Source organism: Thiobacillus thiophilus (genome assembly GCF_055378705.1).
The window spans coordinates 3,018,389-3,034,436 of record NZ_AP042404.1; the positions used below are offsets into that span (position 1 = coordinate 3,018,389).

General features: G+C 65.2%; 13 protein-coding genes. 12 read left to right on the forward strand and 1 reads right to left on the reverse strand.

The window, feature by feature from the left end:
- From ACZ41T_RS15200 to yrfG, 7 genes are all read left to right on the forward strand, one after another.
- Entirely contained in the window at positions 1 to 1,740 is a 1,740-nt protein-coding gene (locus ACZ41T_RS15200; protein WP_464922197.1) for an autotransporter assembly complex protein TamA, read from the forward strand.
- On the forward strand, positions 1,737 to 5,462 hold the full coding sequence (locus ACZ41T_RS15205) for a translocation/assembly module TamB domain-containing protein (RefSeq protein ID WP_464922198.1): 3,726 nt from the start codon (positions 1,737 to 1,739) through the stop codon (positions 5,460 to 5,462). Before ACZ41T_RS15200 ends, ACZ41T_RS15205 begins: the two co-directional genes overlap by 4 nt.
- Before the next feature lie 230 nt (positions 5,463 to 5,692).
- Complete coding sequence (gene surE / locus ACZ41T_RS15210; RefSeq protein WP_464922199.1) at positions 5,693 to 6,436, forward strand: 5'/3'-nucleotidase SurE; 744 nt, start codon at positions 5,693 to 5,695, stop codon at positions 6,434 to 6,436.
- Positions 6,421 to 7,101 carry a protein-L-isoaspartate(D-aspartate) O-methyltransferase gene (locus ACZ41T_RS15215; RefSeq protein WP_464922200.1) on the forward strand — a complete coding sequence of 227 codons (681 nt, stop codon included), beginning with the start codon at positions 6,421 to 6,423 and terminating at the stop codon, positions 7,099 to 7,101. The genes surE and ACZ41T_RS15215 overlap by 16 nt, the downstream gene beginning before the upstream one ends.
- 5 nt (positions 7,102 to 7,106) lie before the next feature.
- Complete coding sequence (locus ACZ41T_RS15220; protein WP_464922201.1) at positions 7,107 to 8,054, forward strand: peptidoglycan DD-metalloendopeptidase family protein; 948 nt, start codon at positions 7,107 to 7,109, stop codon at positions 8,052 to 8,054.
- Complete coding sequence (rpoS, locus tag ACZ41T_RS15225) at positions 8,051 to 8,995, forward strand: RNA polymerase sigma factor RpoS (RefSeq protein WP_464922202.1); 945 nt, start codon at positions 8,051 to 8,053, stop codon at positions 8,993 to 8,995. The genes ACZ41T_RS15220 and rpoS overlap by 4 nt, the downstream gene beginning before the upstream one ends.
- 43 nt (positions 8,996 to 9,038) lie before the next feature.
- Positions 9,039 to 9,713, forward strand: coding sequence for a GMP/IMP nucleotidase (gene yrfG, locus ACZ41T_RS15230; protein WP_464922203.1), 675 nt, complete (start codon positions 9,039 to 9,041; stop codon positions 9,711 to 9,713).
- Positions 9,714 to 9,828: 115 nt separating this feature from the next.
- Here the strand turns inward: yrfG and ACZ41T_RS15235 are convergent, their stop codons facing one another.
- The gene (locus ACZ41T_RS15235) at positions 9,829 to 10,218 is read right to left on the reverse strand and encodes an Mth938-like domain-containing protein (RefSeq protein WP_464922204.1); all 390 of its coding nucleotides are present in this window, start codon (positions 10,216 to 10,218) and stop codon (positions 9,829 to 9,831) included.
- A gap of 148 nt (positions 10,219 to 10,366) precedes the next feature.
- Here ACZ41T_RS15235 and ACZ41T_RS15240 point away from each other — a divergent pair, with 148 nt between their 5' ends.
- The 5 genes from ACZ41T_RS15240 to ACZ41T_RS15260 all read left to right on the forward strand — a co-directional run bounded on the left by ACZ41T_RS15240 (position 10,367) and on the right by ACZ41T_RS15260 (position 15,994).
- Positions 10,367 to 11,611 carry a pyridoxal phosphate-dependent aminotransferase gene (locus ACZ41T_RS15240; RefSeq protein ID WP_464922205.1) on the forward strand — a complete coding sequence of 415 codons (1,245 nt, stop codon included), beginning with the start codon at positions 10,367 to 10,369 and terminating at the stop codon, positions 11,609 to 11,611.
- Between the two features lie 132 nt (positions 11,612 to 11,743).
- Positions 11,744 to 13,057, forward strand: a complete 1,314-nt coding sequence (locus tag ACZ41T_RS15245) for a homoserine dehydrogenase (RefSeq protein ID WP_464922206.1) — start codon at positions 11,744 to 11,746, stop codon at positions 13,055 to 13,057.
- 13 nt (positions 13,058 to 13,070) lie between these two features.
- Positions 13,071 to 14,513 carry a threonine synthase gene (thrC, locus tag ACZ41T_RS15250; RefSeq protein ID WP_464922207.1) on the forward strand — a complete coding sequence of 481 codons (1,443 nt, stop codon included), beginning with the start codon at positions 13,071 to 13,073 and terminating at the stop codon, positions 14,511 to 14,513.
- An 18-nt stretch (positions 14,514 to 14,531) separates the two neighbouring features.
- A complete protein-coding gene (locus ACZ41T_RS15255; RefSeq protein ID WP_464922208.1) occupies positions 14,532 to 15,176 on the forward strand; it encodes a uracil-DNA glycosylase family protein in 645 nt (214 codons plus the stop codon).
- A gap of 209 nt (positions 15,177 to 15,385) precedes the next feature.
- Complete coding sequence (locus tag ACZ41T_RS15260) at positions 15,386 to 15,994, forward strand: glutathione S-transferase N-terminal domain-containing protein (RefSeq protein WP_464922209.1); 609 nt, start codon at positions 15,386 to 15,388, stop codon at positions 15,992 to 15,994.
- Positions 15,995 to 16,048: the final 54 nt, after the last annotated feature.

Consider the following 16,048-nt stretch of genomic DNA (forward strand, 5'->3'; position numbering starts at 1 on the left):
TTGCCTTCACCCATTTTCAGAACCCTGCTGTTTCTTGCCGCGCTGTGCGCGACGCCGGCGCACGCCCTGACGGTGGAGGTAGCGGCGCCGGATGAGCTCAAGCCGCTGCTGGACCAGTACCTGGAAGCGGCACGGGCGGCGCGGCTGGGCGAGACGCTGGATGAGGCGGAACTGGCGCGGCTGCGCGGGGTGAGCGAGGAAACCGCGCGCGAACTGCTGGCGACCGAGGGGTATTTCTCACCGCAGATCGACAGCAGTCTGACGCAGTCGGAAAACGACTGGGTGATGCGTTTTGCGGTGACGCCGGGGCCACGCACACGGGTCCGCACCCTGAAGATCGACTTTGCCGGGGCGCTGGCCGACGCGGACGGGGCGGGGGCGCGGTTGCGCGCACGCACCGAGCGCAATTTCATGCTGCAGCCGCAGATGCCGTTTCGCCAGGCCGACTGGGATGCGGCCAAGCTGGCCCTGCTGGGGCCGTTGCTGACGGTGCGTTATCCGACGGCGCGGCTGGCGGCGAGCGAGGCGCACATCGACCCCGAAACGCAATCGGCGGATTTGAACGTGACGGTGGACAGCGGGCCGGCGTTTTTTTACGGCCAGCCGGCGATCAGCGGCAACCAGCGTTATGCCGAGTCGATCATCCGCAACCTGAATCCGCTGAAGCCCGGCCAGCCGTATCGCCAGCAGGATCTGCTGGACTACCAGACGGCGCTGGAGGCCAGCGGCTATTTCGCGCAGGCCACGGTGCGCATCGAGCCCGATCCGGCGCTGGCGGCGGCGGTGCCGATCCAGGTGGAGGTAGTGGAGCGACCGGAAAAGCTGTTCAGCGTGGGGGTCGGCATCAGCACCGACACCGGTGCACGGGTGTCGACGTCGTGGGTGCACCGGAACATCCTGGATCGGGGCTTGCGCCTGAAGCTCGATGCGCGTGTGGAAGAAGCGCAGCAGACCGGCGGAGCGGAACTGGCGTGGCCGCACGATGCCAAGGGCTACGAGAACAGCCTGGGATTCCAACTCAAGCAGGAAGACATCGAGGGGCAGGAAACGCGCTCCACCGCGCTGGTGGCCAAGCGCAACCGCACGCGCGGACAGATCGAGACGACGCTGTCGCTGCAGTACCAGACCGAAGAGCAGGATATCGGCGATGTGGTGGGCGTGAGCAATCAGGCGCTGACCCCCAATTATGCGTGGACCTTGCGCACGATCGGCCGCGACTTCTATCCGCGGCGCGGCTATGTGCTCACGCTGCAGGGCGGCGGCGCGGCCGAGGCGTTGTTGACCGACACCAGCTTTGTCCGCCTGTACGGCCGCCACACCCAGTATTTCCGCATCGGCGACAACGGGCGGCTGATCCTGCGCGGCGAGCTCGGCAGCGTCCTGGCGCAGACACGCGAGGGCATTCCCACCGATTTCCTGTTTCGTGCCGGCGGCGACAACTCGGTGCGCGGCTATGCCTACCAGAGCCTGGGGCGCACGCTTGAGGGGGGGGTGGAATCGGTGCGTTATCTGGCCACCGGCAGCGTCGAGTACAACCATTTCTTCAAAGGCAACTGGGGCATGGCGGTGTTTGTCGACGCGGGCGATGCGGCCGACAGCCCCGGCGCCCTGTCGCCCGTGTTCGGCTACGGCGTCGGCGCGCGCTACCGTTCGCCGGTGGGGCCGATCAACCTCGACCTGGCGTATGGCGAGGCCACCGAGAAATTTCGCCTGCATTTCTCGCTCGGGGTGTCGTTTTGAGACGCGCTGCCTGGGGCCTGGCCGCGCTGCTGGCCCTGCTGGCGGGGCTGGTGGCGGCGGGCGCCTGGATGACGACCACCGCCAGCGGGTTTCGCTGGCTGACCGCAACGGTGACGGCGCTCAGTGGCGAGCGGCTGAAATTCGAAGGCGTCGACGGCCACCTCGGGGCGCCGCTCGGCATCCGAAAACTGACCTTTGTCACCGACACCCAGCGCATCGAGATCGAACGCCTGCGCCTGGAATGGCAGCCGCGTGCGCTGTGGCAGCGCCGCGTCGAGGTCGACCTGCTGGCGGCGCAGGCGATGCGGATAACCACCCTGAAAAAGGACCCGACGCCGCCCGCGCTTCCCGCCAGCCTGCGCCTGCCGCTCGACCTGCAGGTGCACGTGATTGATCTGGCCCGGCTGGACATCGTCGAGGCGGGCGCGAGCATGACGTTCCGCAATCTCAGGGCCCGCCTCGACGGCACCGGCGAGCGCTACCGGCTGAGCAGCGCGACGCTGGAGACGCCCTGGGCGGACATCGGCGGGCAGCTCGATCTCGGCAAGGACGCACCGTTCGCGCTGCGGGGGCAGATCGACGCGGTGCGCCGCGACCCGCTGCCGGTGACGGCGCGGCTCGAACTGAGCGGGGAACTGGCCATGCTGGAATTTCAGCTGAATACAGCGGCGGAGGGCATGCGATTTTTCGCCAGCGGCGAGGTGGCGCCGTTTGCGAAAGTGCGCCTGCCCCGGCTGCTGGTGGCCGGCGAGGGCATCGACCCGCGCCGGTTCGCGGCGAGCGCGCCCAGTGCCGATCTGGCGTTTTCCGGCATATTCGAGGGCCAGCCGGGCGAGCGCCTGCTCGGCACCTTCAGCCTTTCCAACCGGCTGGCCGGGCGCCTCGACCAGGAACGCCTACCGCTGGCCAAGCTGACCGGCGCGGTGTTCGGCGACAGCACCCGCGCCGACGTCAGCGACCTGGTCATCGACCTCGGCGCGGCCGGACAATTCACCGGCGGCGGCCAGTGGCGCGACGGCCGCTTTACGGTGAACCTGGAAAGCCCGCGCCTGGACCTCGCCGGACTGCACCGCGACCTCAATGCCACCCGCATGCGCACCGTGTTGCAGCTGGCGGGCGACGCGACGCGCCAGACCCTCGGTGGCGAGGTGACTGAAACCTGGGGCCAGGGCCGCTTCACCCTCAGCCATGCCGACGCGACCCTGCGCCTGGAATCGGCGAACTTCAGCGGCCAGGCCGGACGCCTGACCGCGCAGGGCGAACTGCGACTCGATGCCGGCCGTGCGTTTTCCGCCGAATTCGACGCCACGCAGATTAACCCGGCGCGCTTCGGCAAGTTTCCGCGCGGGCGGCTGAATGCACGCGGCGAAGCGAGCGGCGCATTGCTGCCCGAGCTGCGCCTGCAAAGCCAGTTCACCCTGCCGCCGGGCGAGCTCGAAGACCGCCCGGTCACCGGGCAGGGCCGGCTGCGCTACGAAAACCGGCATCTGGCCGATGCCGACATCGACCTCGACCTGGCCGGCAATCTGGCCAAGGTGAAGGGGGCCTTCGGCCACGCCGGCGACCGCCTCACCTGGGACATCGACGCCCCCGCGCTGGCGCGCCTCAAGCTCGGTCTGGCCGGGCGCCTGGCCAGTACTGGCAGCGTCAGCGGCGACCCTGCTGCGCTGCAGATCGAGGCGGTGCTTTCCGCCAGCGGCCTGCGCCTGCCGGGCGACATCGCCGCCGACGCGCTGGAACTGCAGCTCGACCTGCAGACCGCAACCAGCGGCGCCTTCAACGGCCGGCTGGATGCGCGCGGGGTGACGCTGGCCGGGCAGCGCCTGAGCACAATTGGCGCCAAGCTGCAGGGCCACCGCAATGCCCACACCCTGACGCTCGACGCCCGCATGCCCGATTGGCAGGTAACGGCGAGCCTGGAGGGTGGGCTGGACGAGCAACAAATATGGCGCGGAAAACTGAATCAGGCTGCGGCGCAGGGACCCTGGCCGATGCAGCTGATGGCGCCCGCCACCCTGCTGCTGTCGCGCGAGCAGCAGCAGGTGAGCGATCTTGCGCTGACGCTGGCGGGCGGCCGCCTGAGCGTCGAGCAGTTCAGCCGCCAGGGCGCTCAGCTTGACAGCCGCGGCGCGCTCGCCAACCTGCCGCTGGCGCCGCTGCTGGCGCTGCTGGAAACCGAGCCGCTTTTCACCACCGATCTCAGGATCGATGGCGACTGGAATCTGCGTGCCGGCGACAGCCTCGACGGCCAGCTGCGGCTGCGTCGCCAGTCGGGCGATATACGGATGAAGGATCCGGCGCAAAGTCTGGGGCTGACGACGCTGGTGCTCAATCTTGACGCTGTGGCCAGCCGCGTGACCGCACACATCGAGGCGGCCAGCCGCGACGCCGGCCAGCTGCGCGCCGACGGACAGGCGACGCTGCTGCGCGAGGGCGCCTTCTTCACCCTGCCGCGCACGGCGCCGCTAGCGTGGACGGCGCAGCTCGATATTCCCGATCTGCGTCTGGCCAGGCTTTTTATTCCGGTCGGCGTCAACGCCGATGCCCGCCTCAACGCTCAGCTCACGGGCAGCGGCACCCTGGCTGCGCCGCGCGTCGATGGTCGGATTGCCGCCGACGCGATCCGTTTTTCCATGCCGGAGGAAGGTGTGGCGATTACCGACGGCACGCTCAAACTCATTCTGGACGACGACCGCGTGTGGGTGCAGGAAGGCGTGCTGAAAGGCCAGAGTGGGCGCATCCTGGTGAGCGGCGAGGCGCGGCTGCGGGACCCGCAGGCCGGCCTTGCGCTCACTTTTGAAAAATTTGCCGTTACCAACCGCAGCGACCGACGCATCGTCATTTCCGGCGTCAGCCAGCTCAATCTCGATCTGAAACGCATGCAGCTGACCGGTGAACTCACCGCCGACCGCGCCCGCCTCGAAATCCCGGAAGCCAGCCGTCCCAAGCTGTCGGAGGATGTAGTCGTGGTTGGCCGGCCGCCGCGCGAAAAATCCGCCGCGCGGCGCATCCCGCTGCTGCTCGATCTCAAACTCAATCTGGGCGACGATTTCCTGTTCAAGGGCGGCGGGCTCGACGCGCGTCTGGGGGGGCAGCTGCGTGTGTTCACCGTGAACGACGCACTGCGCGGCGAGGGGCGCATCCAGGTGGTGAAGGGGCGCTATGCCGCCTATGGGCAGGCGCTCGACATCGAGCGCGGCGTGCTCAGCTTCATCGGCCCGATCGCCAACCCGGGGATCGATGTCCTGGCGGTGCGCAAGACGCCCACGGTCACGGCTGGCGTGCAGGTCAGGGGCACGGTGCAGCGCCCGCTGGTGACGCTGTATTCCGATCCGGCACTGTCGGACACCGAAAAGCTCTCCTGGCTGGTGCTGGGACACGGCCTGGAAACGGGGGAGCAGGAGGAATTTGCGCTGCTTCAGCTCGCCGCTGGCGCACTGCTGAGCCAGGCGGAATCGGTGGGCATGCAGGCGCGGCTTGCCGAGGCCCTGCGCATCGAAAGCTTCGGCATGCATGCGGGTGAGGGTGATGATCTCTCCAGTACCGTGGTCAGCGTCGGCAAGCGTTTGTCCTCGCGCACGATGCTGAGTTACGAGCAGAGCCTGGACGGGCTCAGTCAGGTGGTGAAAGTGCTGTACCAGTTGTCGCCGCATGTGCGGCTTGAAACGCAGGCCGGGCAGCAGAGCAGTTTCGACGTGTTTTACACTCGGGAATATGACTGAAACGGCTTGTCTGCGGAGGACACGAAGTCTGTAACGCAAGGCCGGGGGCAAGGCCATCCCTACACGATTTCATTCACTTCGTGCTTCTTCGCGCCCTTCGCGGATGGATATACGGTTTCCCGGCTGAACCGATCAAGGCGGGATGTTAGAATCGGGCGCATGTTCGACGTCCGCATCCTCGCCATGAATTCCTTGCGCCGATTGCCTGTTCTGTCCGGAGGCGACCACTGATGCGCATCCTGCTGTCCAACGACGATGGTTATTTTGCCCCCGGCCTGGCCGCGCTGGCGCAGGCACTTGCGCCACTGGCCGACATTACCGTGGTGGCGCCCGAGCGCGACCGCAGCGGCGCCTCCAATTCGCTCACCCTCGACCGCCCGTTGATGCTGCGCCAGGCGCCGAGCGGCTTTTATTACGTCAACGGCACTCCCACCGATTGCGTGCATCTGGCCGTCACCGGCATGCTCGACCACATGCCAGACATGGTGATTTCCGGCATCAACCACGGCGCCAACATGGGCGACGACACCATTTACTCCGGCACCGTCGCCGCCGCCACCGAAGGCTATCTGCTGGGGATTCCGTCGATTGCGGTCTCGCTCGCCAACCACAATGCGCTGCACTTCGACGCCGCCGCGCGCGTGGTGGTCGAACTGGTGCAGCGCATCCAGGCGCAGCCGCCGACCGAGCCGATGCTGCTCAACGTCAACGTGCCGGATCGCGCCTGGGTCGATTTGAAAGGCCTCACCGTGACCCGGCTGGGCAAGCGCCACAAGGCCGAATCGGTGGTGAAAACCACCAACCCGCGCGGCCAGACCGTGTACTGGGTGGGCGCAGCCGGGCTGGCGCAGGACGCCGGCGAAGGCACCGATTTTCATGCCGTCGCCAACGGCTTCATTTCGATCACTCCGCTGCAAATGGATTTGACCCGTTTCAGCCAGATGGACAGCGTGAACGCATGGCTGAAACGCTGACCCCCCGCGCCGGCATCGGCATGACCTCGGCGCGCACGCGCGGCCGCATGGTCGAGCGCCTGCGCGAGCAGGGTATCAAGGACGAAATGGTGCTGTCGGCGATGGGCAGCGTGCCGCGCCACCTGTTTGTCGACCAGGCGCTGGAATCGCGCGCCTACGAAGACACCGCGTTGCCGATCGGCTTCGGGCAGACTATTTCCAACCCCTACATCGTGGCGCGCATGGCCGAACTGGCGCGCCATGGCGAGAACGGCCAGGGTCGTGCGCTCGGCCGCGTGCTGGAAATCGGTCTGGGCTGCGGTTATCAGGCCGCGGTGCTGGGCAAGCTGGCGCGCGAGGTGGTGTCGCTGGAACGCATCGCGGCGCTGGTCGGCAGGACGCGTATGCGGCTGCGCGAACTCAGGGTCAACAACGTCAAGCCCAAGCACGGCGACGGCATGCACGGGGTGAGGGATTTCGCACCGTTCGATGCCATCGTGATCGCGGCGGCGTTTGCCGAGGTGCCGCAGGAACTGCTGGCGCAGCTGGCCGATGACGGGCGTCTGGTGATGCCGCTCGGCCATGCCACGCAGACGCTGTGCGTGAGGGAACGCCAGGGAGATACGTACACCGAGCGCCTGCTGGAAAGGGTGAAGTTCGTTCCTCTGCTGCCTGGGGTGGCGTGATGCGGATGGCTGCCCGGAATCGTGCGATCGGAATGGCCGCCGCAGGGCGCGCATCCGTCGCCTGGCTGGGCCTGTTGCTGTTGGGGCTTGCTGCCTGCACCTCGCCCGGGCCCGCGCCGGTAAGCGATCGGTCCGGGCGCACGGTCAGATCCGGGGCGTCGCGCCCCATTACGCCGCAGATCGCGCCGTCCGCCAATGGCCTGCATACCGTGCAGCGCGGCGAAACACTGTATGCCATCGCCTTTGCCAACGGCCTCGATTACCGCGAGATCGCCATCTGGAACCGGCTTGAGTCGGCCGACCGTATTCTGGTCGGCCAGGTGCTGCGGCTGGCGCCGCCGCCGGGGGCGGTCGAAATCCGTCCGCTCGACGACGAACCCGTGCCGAGCGCGCGTCCATTGGACGAGGCAACGCCGACGGGGCCGCCGGTGCTGCGCGAGCCGCAAGCGGTACTGCTGGCGTATTCCGAGGCCGGCTGGGCGCAGGTGTCGGGCGCCCCGGTGACCGTGGTGGCGCCCGCCGTGGCCAGGCCGGCGCCTGTCGCAGCGATACCGCCGCCTCCGGCACCCGCCGCAAGCGGGCTGGTCGACAGCTGGCTGTGGCCGGCCGAGGGTACGCTGGCCGGGCACTTTGGCGCAGCGGGCGGCAAGGGTATCGACATCGTCGGGCAGCGCAATACGCCGGTGGTCGCGGTGGCGCCCGGCAAGGTCGTGTACAGCGGCAGCGGCCTGCGCGGCTACGGGCAGTTGCTGATCGTCAAGCATGCGGGCGAGTTTCTTTCGGCCTACGCGCACAACGAAACGATTCTGGTGAAGGAGGGCGACACGGTGGCCGCCGGGCAGAAAATTGCCCTGATGGGCGACAGCGACGCCGACCGGGTTAAGCTGCATTTCGAAATCCGCCGCTATGGCAAGCCGCTCGATCCCCTGATCTATCTGCCGGAGCGCTCATGAGCCACGACCCCAGCGATGAATCGGACGATCTGACGTCTGAAGAATCCGAAGTAGAGCCGCAGGCGCCGGCGGACACCAGCGAGGAACTGGCATCGGCCATCCTCGACAAGCCGCAGGTCGACGTCACCCAGCTTTATCTCAACGAAATCGGCCGGGCCCCGCTGCTGACGCCGGCAGAGGAAGTCGTGCTGGCGCGGCGCGTGGTCGAGGGCGACTTCGAGGCGCGCCAGACCATGATCGAGCGCAACCTGCGGCTGGTGGTCAACATTGCCAAGCACTACGCCAACCGCGGACTGACCCTGCTCGACCTGGTGGAGGAGGGCAACCTCGGCCTCATCCACGCGCTGGAAAAATTCGACCCCGAGCGCGGCTTTCGCTTTTCGACCTACGCGACCTGGTGGATCCGTCAGAACATCGAGCGCGCGATCATGAACCAGTCACGCACCATCCGCCTGCCGGTGCACATCATCAAGGAACTCAACATCTACCTGCGCGCCAGGCGTCATCTGGAAACGCACGGCGTCGCCGACGCCAGTTCGGACGACATCGCCGCCCTGACCGGTCATGCGGTCGAGGACGTGCGCCGCATCATGCAGCTGAACGAGCGGGTGGCCTCGCTCGATGCGCCGCTCGACATCGATCCCGCGCTGTCGCTGGGCGAGGCCATCGCCGATGAAAACGCCCACCTGCCGGATGAAATGCTGCTGCTTGAGGAAATCGGACACCACGTCCGCGAATGGCTGGGGCAGCTCAATGACAAGCAGCGCTGGGTGATCGAGCGGCGCTTCGGCCTGAACGGCTGCGAGGCCTGCACCCTGGAAGATCTGGCGCTGGAACTGCAGGTCACCCGCGAACGCGTGCGGCAGATTCAGATGGAAGCCCTGCGCATGCTGCGGCAGACGCTGCGGCGGCGCGGCATCTCCAAAGACGAGCTGTTTTGACGTGCCGTCACGAGTTACGGGGGCGCCGGACGGCGGCGCTGCAATGATCGACTGGCCGCAGGTCGATACCGTCTTCCTCGACATGGACGGCACCCTGCTCGACCTGTATTTCGACAACTATTTCTGGCTTGAGCACATGCCGCGCCGCTATGCCGAGTACCACGGCCTCGCGCCGGAGGTGGCGCATGCACATCTCACCGCGCATTACGCGCGCCACAGCGGCACGCTCAACTGGTACTGCCTGGATTTCTGGAGCAGCGAGCTCGCGCTCGACATCATGCAGTTGAAGGAAGAAGTCGCCCACCTGATCGCGGTGCGCCCCGACGTGCCGGCCTTCCTGCAGGCGGTGCGCGCATCGGGGCGCCGCATGGTCATGGTGACCAACGCGCATCCCAGGAGCCTCGAACTCAAAATGCGCGAAACCCGCATCGACGCCTATTTCAATGCGTTGATCTCGTCGCATCAAGTGGGTGTGCCCAAGGAGCATTTGGATTTCTGGCAGGGGCTGCAGGGGGTTGAGCCGTTTGACAAACAGCGGACGCTATTTGTGGATGACAGCTTGCCGGTGTTGAAGAGTGCGCAGGCTTATGGGATCGCGCAGTTGCTGGCGGTGTGTAACCCGGATTCGAAGCAGCCGCATAAAGATTGTGGGGGGTTTATGGAGATTTCGAGTTTTGGGGAGGTGATGCCGGGGATGTGCCTGGGCGTGTGGCCGTAGGCCGGGCAACCCCCGGCCTACTGTCAGCAGTCCTGCAAAAGTGCTTACTACTTGGTCGTGCTTCGCGCATGATCAACTGGATTGCTTCAGCACTACGCGCCTCACAACGACGGGCTCAGTTCTCGGCTGCAGGCTCGATCAACACCGCCGCCCCCACGCTCCGTCCCTCTGCCGCAAGAATATTGTAGGTACGGCACAGCGCGCCGATGTCCATCACCTCCAGCCCGATGCGCGCATTCATCAGCGCGCGCGTGAGCGAAGGGTGGGGAAAGCGTTGCCGGGGGCCGGTACCCAGCAGCAGGATATCCAGTTCGTGACGGGCTGCCCATTCAAAATGGTCGGCGGTCAGCGCCTCAAAACCCTGTCCGACCCACGGTGCGATCTCGACACCGCGTGCGGTCAGCAGCAGGCTGCTATCAAAACGCTGACCGTTGATGAGAACGTGATCGTCGGCATAGCCGGTGAACAGTAACTGGCTGGCGTCGGTGTTGAGGTGCAGTTTCATGGTGAAACCATAGCAGATTCAGTGAAATTCCGGGTACTGTCGCCCACTGCAACGGCGTTTGCCGGGGCAGGGCGCCTCCGGTAAAATCGCGCGTTTCCCAAGGCGTTGTTTTGCCTTGGTTTTGCGCAGGTTGACCAGGAAGCTCATCGTGACGGCTGACAACAAGCCATGCTTACGCACCATCCATAAATCGTCCAAGCTCGACAACGTCTGCTACGACATCCGCGGGCCGGTGATGGCGCGCGCGCGGCAGATGGAGGAAGAGGGCCACCGCATCATCAAGCTGAACATCGGCAACCCGGCGCCGTTCGGCTTCGAGGCGCCGGAAGAAATCGTGCAGGACGTGATCCTCAACCTGCCGAACGCCTCGGGCTACAGCGATTCGAAGGGGCTCTTCTCGGCGCGTAAGGCGATCATGCACGAGACCCAGCGCAAGGGCATTCCCGGGGTGCAGATCGACGATATCTTCATCGGCAACGGCGCCTCCGAACTGATCGTGATGGCGATGCAGGCGCTGCTGAACAACGGTGACGAGGTGCTGGTGCCGGCGCCCGACTATCCCCTGTGGACCGCCGCGGTAAGCCTGGGTGGTGGTAAGCCGCGCCATTATCTGTGCGACGAGGGCGCCGGCTGGCTGCCCGACCTGGACGACATCCGTGCCAGGATCACGCCGAACACGCGCGCCATTGTCATCATCAACCCGAATAATCCGACCGGCGCGCTGTACCCGAACGAGTTGCTGCTGGAAATCCTGGAGATTGCGCGTCAGCACCAGTTGATCGTGTACGCCGACGAGATCTACGACAAGGTACTGTTCGACGGCGTGATCCACACCTCGATCGCCTCGTTGGCCGAGGATGTGCTGGTCGTCACCTTTAACGGCCTGTCGAAGAACTACCGCTCCTGCGGCTACCGCTCGGGCTGGCTGATCGTGTCGGGCGACAAGCGCCACGCCAGGGATTATCTGGAAGGACTCAACATGCTGGCGTCGATGCGCCTGTGTTCCAACGTGCCGGGGCAGTATGCGATCCAGACCGCGCTGGGCGGCTACCAGAGCATCAACGATCTGGTCGCGCCAAGCGGGCGGCTGACGCGCCAGCGCGACCTGGCGCACGAGTTGCTGACTCTGATTCCCGGCGTGAGCTGCGTGAAGCCGAAGGCGGCGATGTATCTGTTCCCGAAACTGGACCCTAAGCAGTACCCCATTCACGACGACCAGAAATTCATCCTCAACCTGCTCGAAGAGGAGCGCGTGCTGGTGGTGCAGGGCAGCGGCTTCAACTGGCCGCATCCCGACCACATCCGGGTGGTGTTCCTGCCGCACGAGGAAGAACTGACCGAGGCGATCTCGCGCATGAGCCGGTTCCTCGATCGCCAGCGTGCGCATCGCTGATTTTCAATTGCAGAAAACATTTTCACCACAGAGGCACAGAGACACAGAGAAACCCACCCTGTCGTTATTCGGTTCCCCCTCTGTGTCGCTGTGCCTCTGCGGTAAAGAATTTAAATTGAACGAGATTAATCAATGAAACCCATCAACGTCGGCCTGCTGGGCCTGGGAACTGTCGGGGGCGGCACGCTCACCGTGCTGCGCCGCAATGCCGAAGAGATCACCCGCCGCGCCGGGCGCGAAATTCGCGTGGTGCGCGCGGCGGTGCGCAATCTTGAAAAAGCCAAGGTGCTGGCCGGCGACCTGCCGCTGACGACCAATCCGTTCGACGTCGTCGACGATCCCGAGATCGATATCGTGGTCGAGCTGATCGGCGGCCTGGAGCCGGCACGCGAACTGGTGATGCAGGCGATCACCCACGGCAAGCACGTGGTCACCGCCAACAAGCATCTGGTCGCCAAATACGGCAACGAAATCTTCGCGGCGGCGCAGGCGCGGGGCGTGATGGTGGCGTTCGAGGCGGCGGTAGCGGGCGGAATTCCCATCATCAAGGCGCTGCGCGAAGGCCTTACCGCCAACCGCATCGAGTGGCTGGCCGGCATCATCAACGGCACCAGCAACTTCATCCTCACCGAAATGCGCGACAAGGGCGCGGCCTTCGACGATGTGCTGAAGGAGGCGCAACGCCTGGGCTATGCCGAGGCCGACCCGACCTTCGATATCGAGGGCATCGACGCCGCGCACAAGCTCACCATCCTGTCGGCGATCGCCTTCGGCATCCCGATGCAGTTCGACCGCGCCTACACCGAGGGCATCTCGAAGCTGACGCGCGAGGACGTGCAGTACGCCGAGGAACTGGGTTACCGCATCAAGCTGCTGGGCATCGCGCGCCGCGCCGACAACGGCATCGAACTGCGCGTGCATCCGACACTGATTCCCGAGCGGCGGCTCATCGCCAACGTCGACGGCGCAATGAACGCGGTGCTGGTCCTGGGCGACGCCGTCGGCCCGACGCTGTATTACGGCGCCGGCGCCGGTGCCGAGCCGACCGCCTCCGCGGTGGTCGCCGACCTGGTCGACGTTACCCGCCTGCACACCGCCGATCCGCACCACCGCGTGCCGCATCTGGCGTTCCAGCCGGACCAGCTGGCCGACACGCCGATCCTGCCGATGGACGAGGTGCGCACCGCGTACTACCTGCGTCTGCGTGCCTTCGACCGCCCCGGCGTGCTGGCCGACATCACCCGCATCCTGGCCGACGGCGACATTTCCATCGACGCCATGGTGCAGAAGGAGCCTGCCGAAGGCGAGGAGCAGGTCAGCATCATCCTGCTGACCCATATCACGGTGGAGAAGAACATCAACGCCGCGATCGCCAGGATCGAGGCGCTGGATACCGTGGCGGGGCAGGTGATGCGCATCCGCCTTGAAGAGCTGGCGTCCAAGTAAAAAAGGTCAGGCCATGAACTACCTCAGCACCCGCGGCCTCGCGCCGCAGCTCCGCTTCTCCGAAATCCTGCTCGGCGGGCTGGCCAGCGACGGCGGCCTCTATGTGCCGGAGACCTACCCGTGCTTCACGCCCGCCGAACTCGAAGCGATGCGCGGCATGAATTACCGCGAACTGGCCTTCACCGTGCTGTCGCGCCTGATCGACGATATTCCGCACGACGACCTGCGCACGCTGATCGACAAAACCTACACCGCCGATGTCTATCGCTACACCAACCCGGGCGAGAACGCCGAGGACATCACCCCGCTGAAAACCCTGGAGCCCGGTTTGCATGTGCTGGCGCTGTCGAACGGCCCGACACTGGCGTTCAAGGACATGGCGATGCAGCTCCTGGGCAACCTGTTCGAGTACGTGCTGGCGAAGACTGGCGGTGAATTGAACATTCTCGGCGCCACCTCCGGCGACACCGGTTCCGCCGCCGAATACGCGATGCGCGGCAAGCGCGGCATCCGTGTCTTCATGTTGTCGCCCGAGCACGGCATGACACGCTTCCAGCAGGCGCAGATGTATGCGCTCACGGACACCAATATTTACAATCTCGTCATTCGCGGCGTGTTCGACCAGTGCCAGGACATCGTCAAGGCAGTGTCGAACGACCTCGAATTCAAGACGGAACATCACATCGGCGCGGTCAACTCGATCAACTGGGCGCGCGTCGCGGCGCAGAGCGTGTACTACTTTAAGGCCTATTTCGCGGCAACCCGGAGCAACGACCAGCAGGTGTCGTTCTCGGTGCCATCGGGCAACTTCGGTAACGTCTGCGCCGGCCACATCGCGCGCCAGATGGGGCTTCCGATCAGGAAGCTGATCGTCGCCACCAACGAGAACGACGTGCTCGACGAGTTCTTCACGACCGGCGTCTACCGGCCACGTCCGGAAACGAAACACACCTCCAGCCCGTCGATGGACATCTCCAAGGCGTCCAACTTCGAGCGTTTCGTGTTTGACCTCGCCGGGCGCGATGCCGCTACGGTCCGGAGCTTGTGGCGTGCGGTCGAGTCGGGCGGCAACTTCGATCTGAATGCCCATTCCGATTCCAGGGGAGGCCGCCTGTTCGACCGCGTCGCCGAATTCGGCATGGTCTCGGGATCGAGCAACCACGCCAACCGCATCGACACCATCCGCACCGTGTACCAGGTGTACGGCACGATGATCGACCCGCATACCGCCGACGGTCTGAAAGTAGGGCTGGAGCACCGCGAGCCCGGCGTACCACTGGTCTGCATGGAAACCGCGCAGCCCGCCAAATTCGATGACGCGATCCACGAAGCGCTCGGCATCGAGCCGGTGCGTCCGGCCGAACTCGCTGGCCTCGAAGCGCAGCCGCAGAAAAAACACATGCTGGATGCCGACGTGAATGCGGTCAAGCAGTTCATCGTCGACCACGCGGGCTGACCGGCGCGCCGGGTGGCGATGAAAAAACCGCGCAACATCCGCTCGCCCAGGGCCTTTACCGAACTGCTGGCACGGGCGCAGGCCTGTACCGTCTGCGCCGCCAACCTGCCGCATCCGCCGCGCCCCGTCATACTTGCGTCTCCCACCTCGCGTTTATTGATCGTCGGCCAGGCGCCCGGACGCCGGGTGCACGAAACCGGCATCCCCTGGAACGACCCCTCGGGCGATCTGTTGCGGCAGTGGCTGGGGATGACGCGTGAGCAGTTTTATGACGCCTCGCACATCGCCATCGTCCCTACCGGCCTGTGTTACCCCGGCACCGTGAAGGGCAGCGATCTGCCGCCGCGTCCCGAATGCGCGCCGCTTTGGCATCCGCAGTTCCTCCAGGCCATGCCGCAGATCGGGCTGACGCTGCTGATCGGCGCCTATGCCCAGGCGTATTACCTGGGCAAGCGCCGTGGCCGCACGCTGGCCGACACGGTTCAGGCCTGGCGCGATTTCGGCCCCGACTATTTTCCGCTGCCGCATCCCAGCCCGCGCAATCGTCTATGGTTCACGCGCCATCCCTGGTTCGGGCAGGAGGTGTTGCCGGCCCTGCGCGAGCGGGTTGGAGCGCTGCTTCCGGCAGACGATAATAGCGGCACAAATAGCCAAGCCTATTGAGACCGCCTGATGATGTTCGAAGTCATAAAGTATTTTTACGGCATTCTGCTTGATTGGTTCGCTGAGCCGTCTCAATAGAGCGCTGTTTTTAATGCTTATTGATTTGGCCTTTCTCGCTATCGCACACAGTTCGATTAAGCTGAACCTTAACGCCACTTCAAACTTCATCTGGCTGAATCAATAACAAAATTGAATTTCAGGGGGCCCGCATGAAACTCGTCACCTCGCTCACCAGTCCCTACGGCCGCAAAGTCCGTGTGGTGCTGCTGGAAAAGAAAATTCCCTTTCAACTTCACGTCGAAAATCCCTGGTTGCCAGACAGCCCTGTTGCCGGCCTCAATCCACTCGGCAAGGTGCCGGTGCTGGTGCTGGAAGACGGTGTCAGCGTGTTCGATTCACGCGTCATCGTCGAATACCTCGATCATGTCAGCCCGGTCGCGCACCTGATCCCGCCCGAACCGAGAAGCCGCATGGTGGTGCGCGGTATCGAGGCCCTGGCCGACGGCGTCACCGACGCCACGGTGGCGGCTTACCTGGAAAAGAAACGCCCGCCCGAACAGCAGAGCAGCGACTGGCTGGTGCTGCAGGAAAAAACCCTGTTCCGCGGGCTGGGAGCCCTGTCGGAAGCCCTGGGCGAAAAGCCCTGGTACCTCGGCAGCAGTATGACGCTGGCCGACGTCGCCTGCGGCTGCACGCTCGGCTATCTGGAACTGCGCGCCCCTGGAATCGATTGGCGCACCGCGCATCCCAATCTGGCCAGGCTCGCCGACAGGCTGGCGACGCGTGCATCGTTCAAGGAAACAGTGCCGGTCGTCTAAGCTGTCATCCTATGCTTGCGCCAACTCGTTTTGAATAGGATATTCGAGACGAGC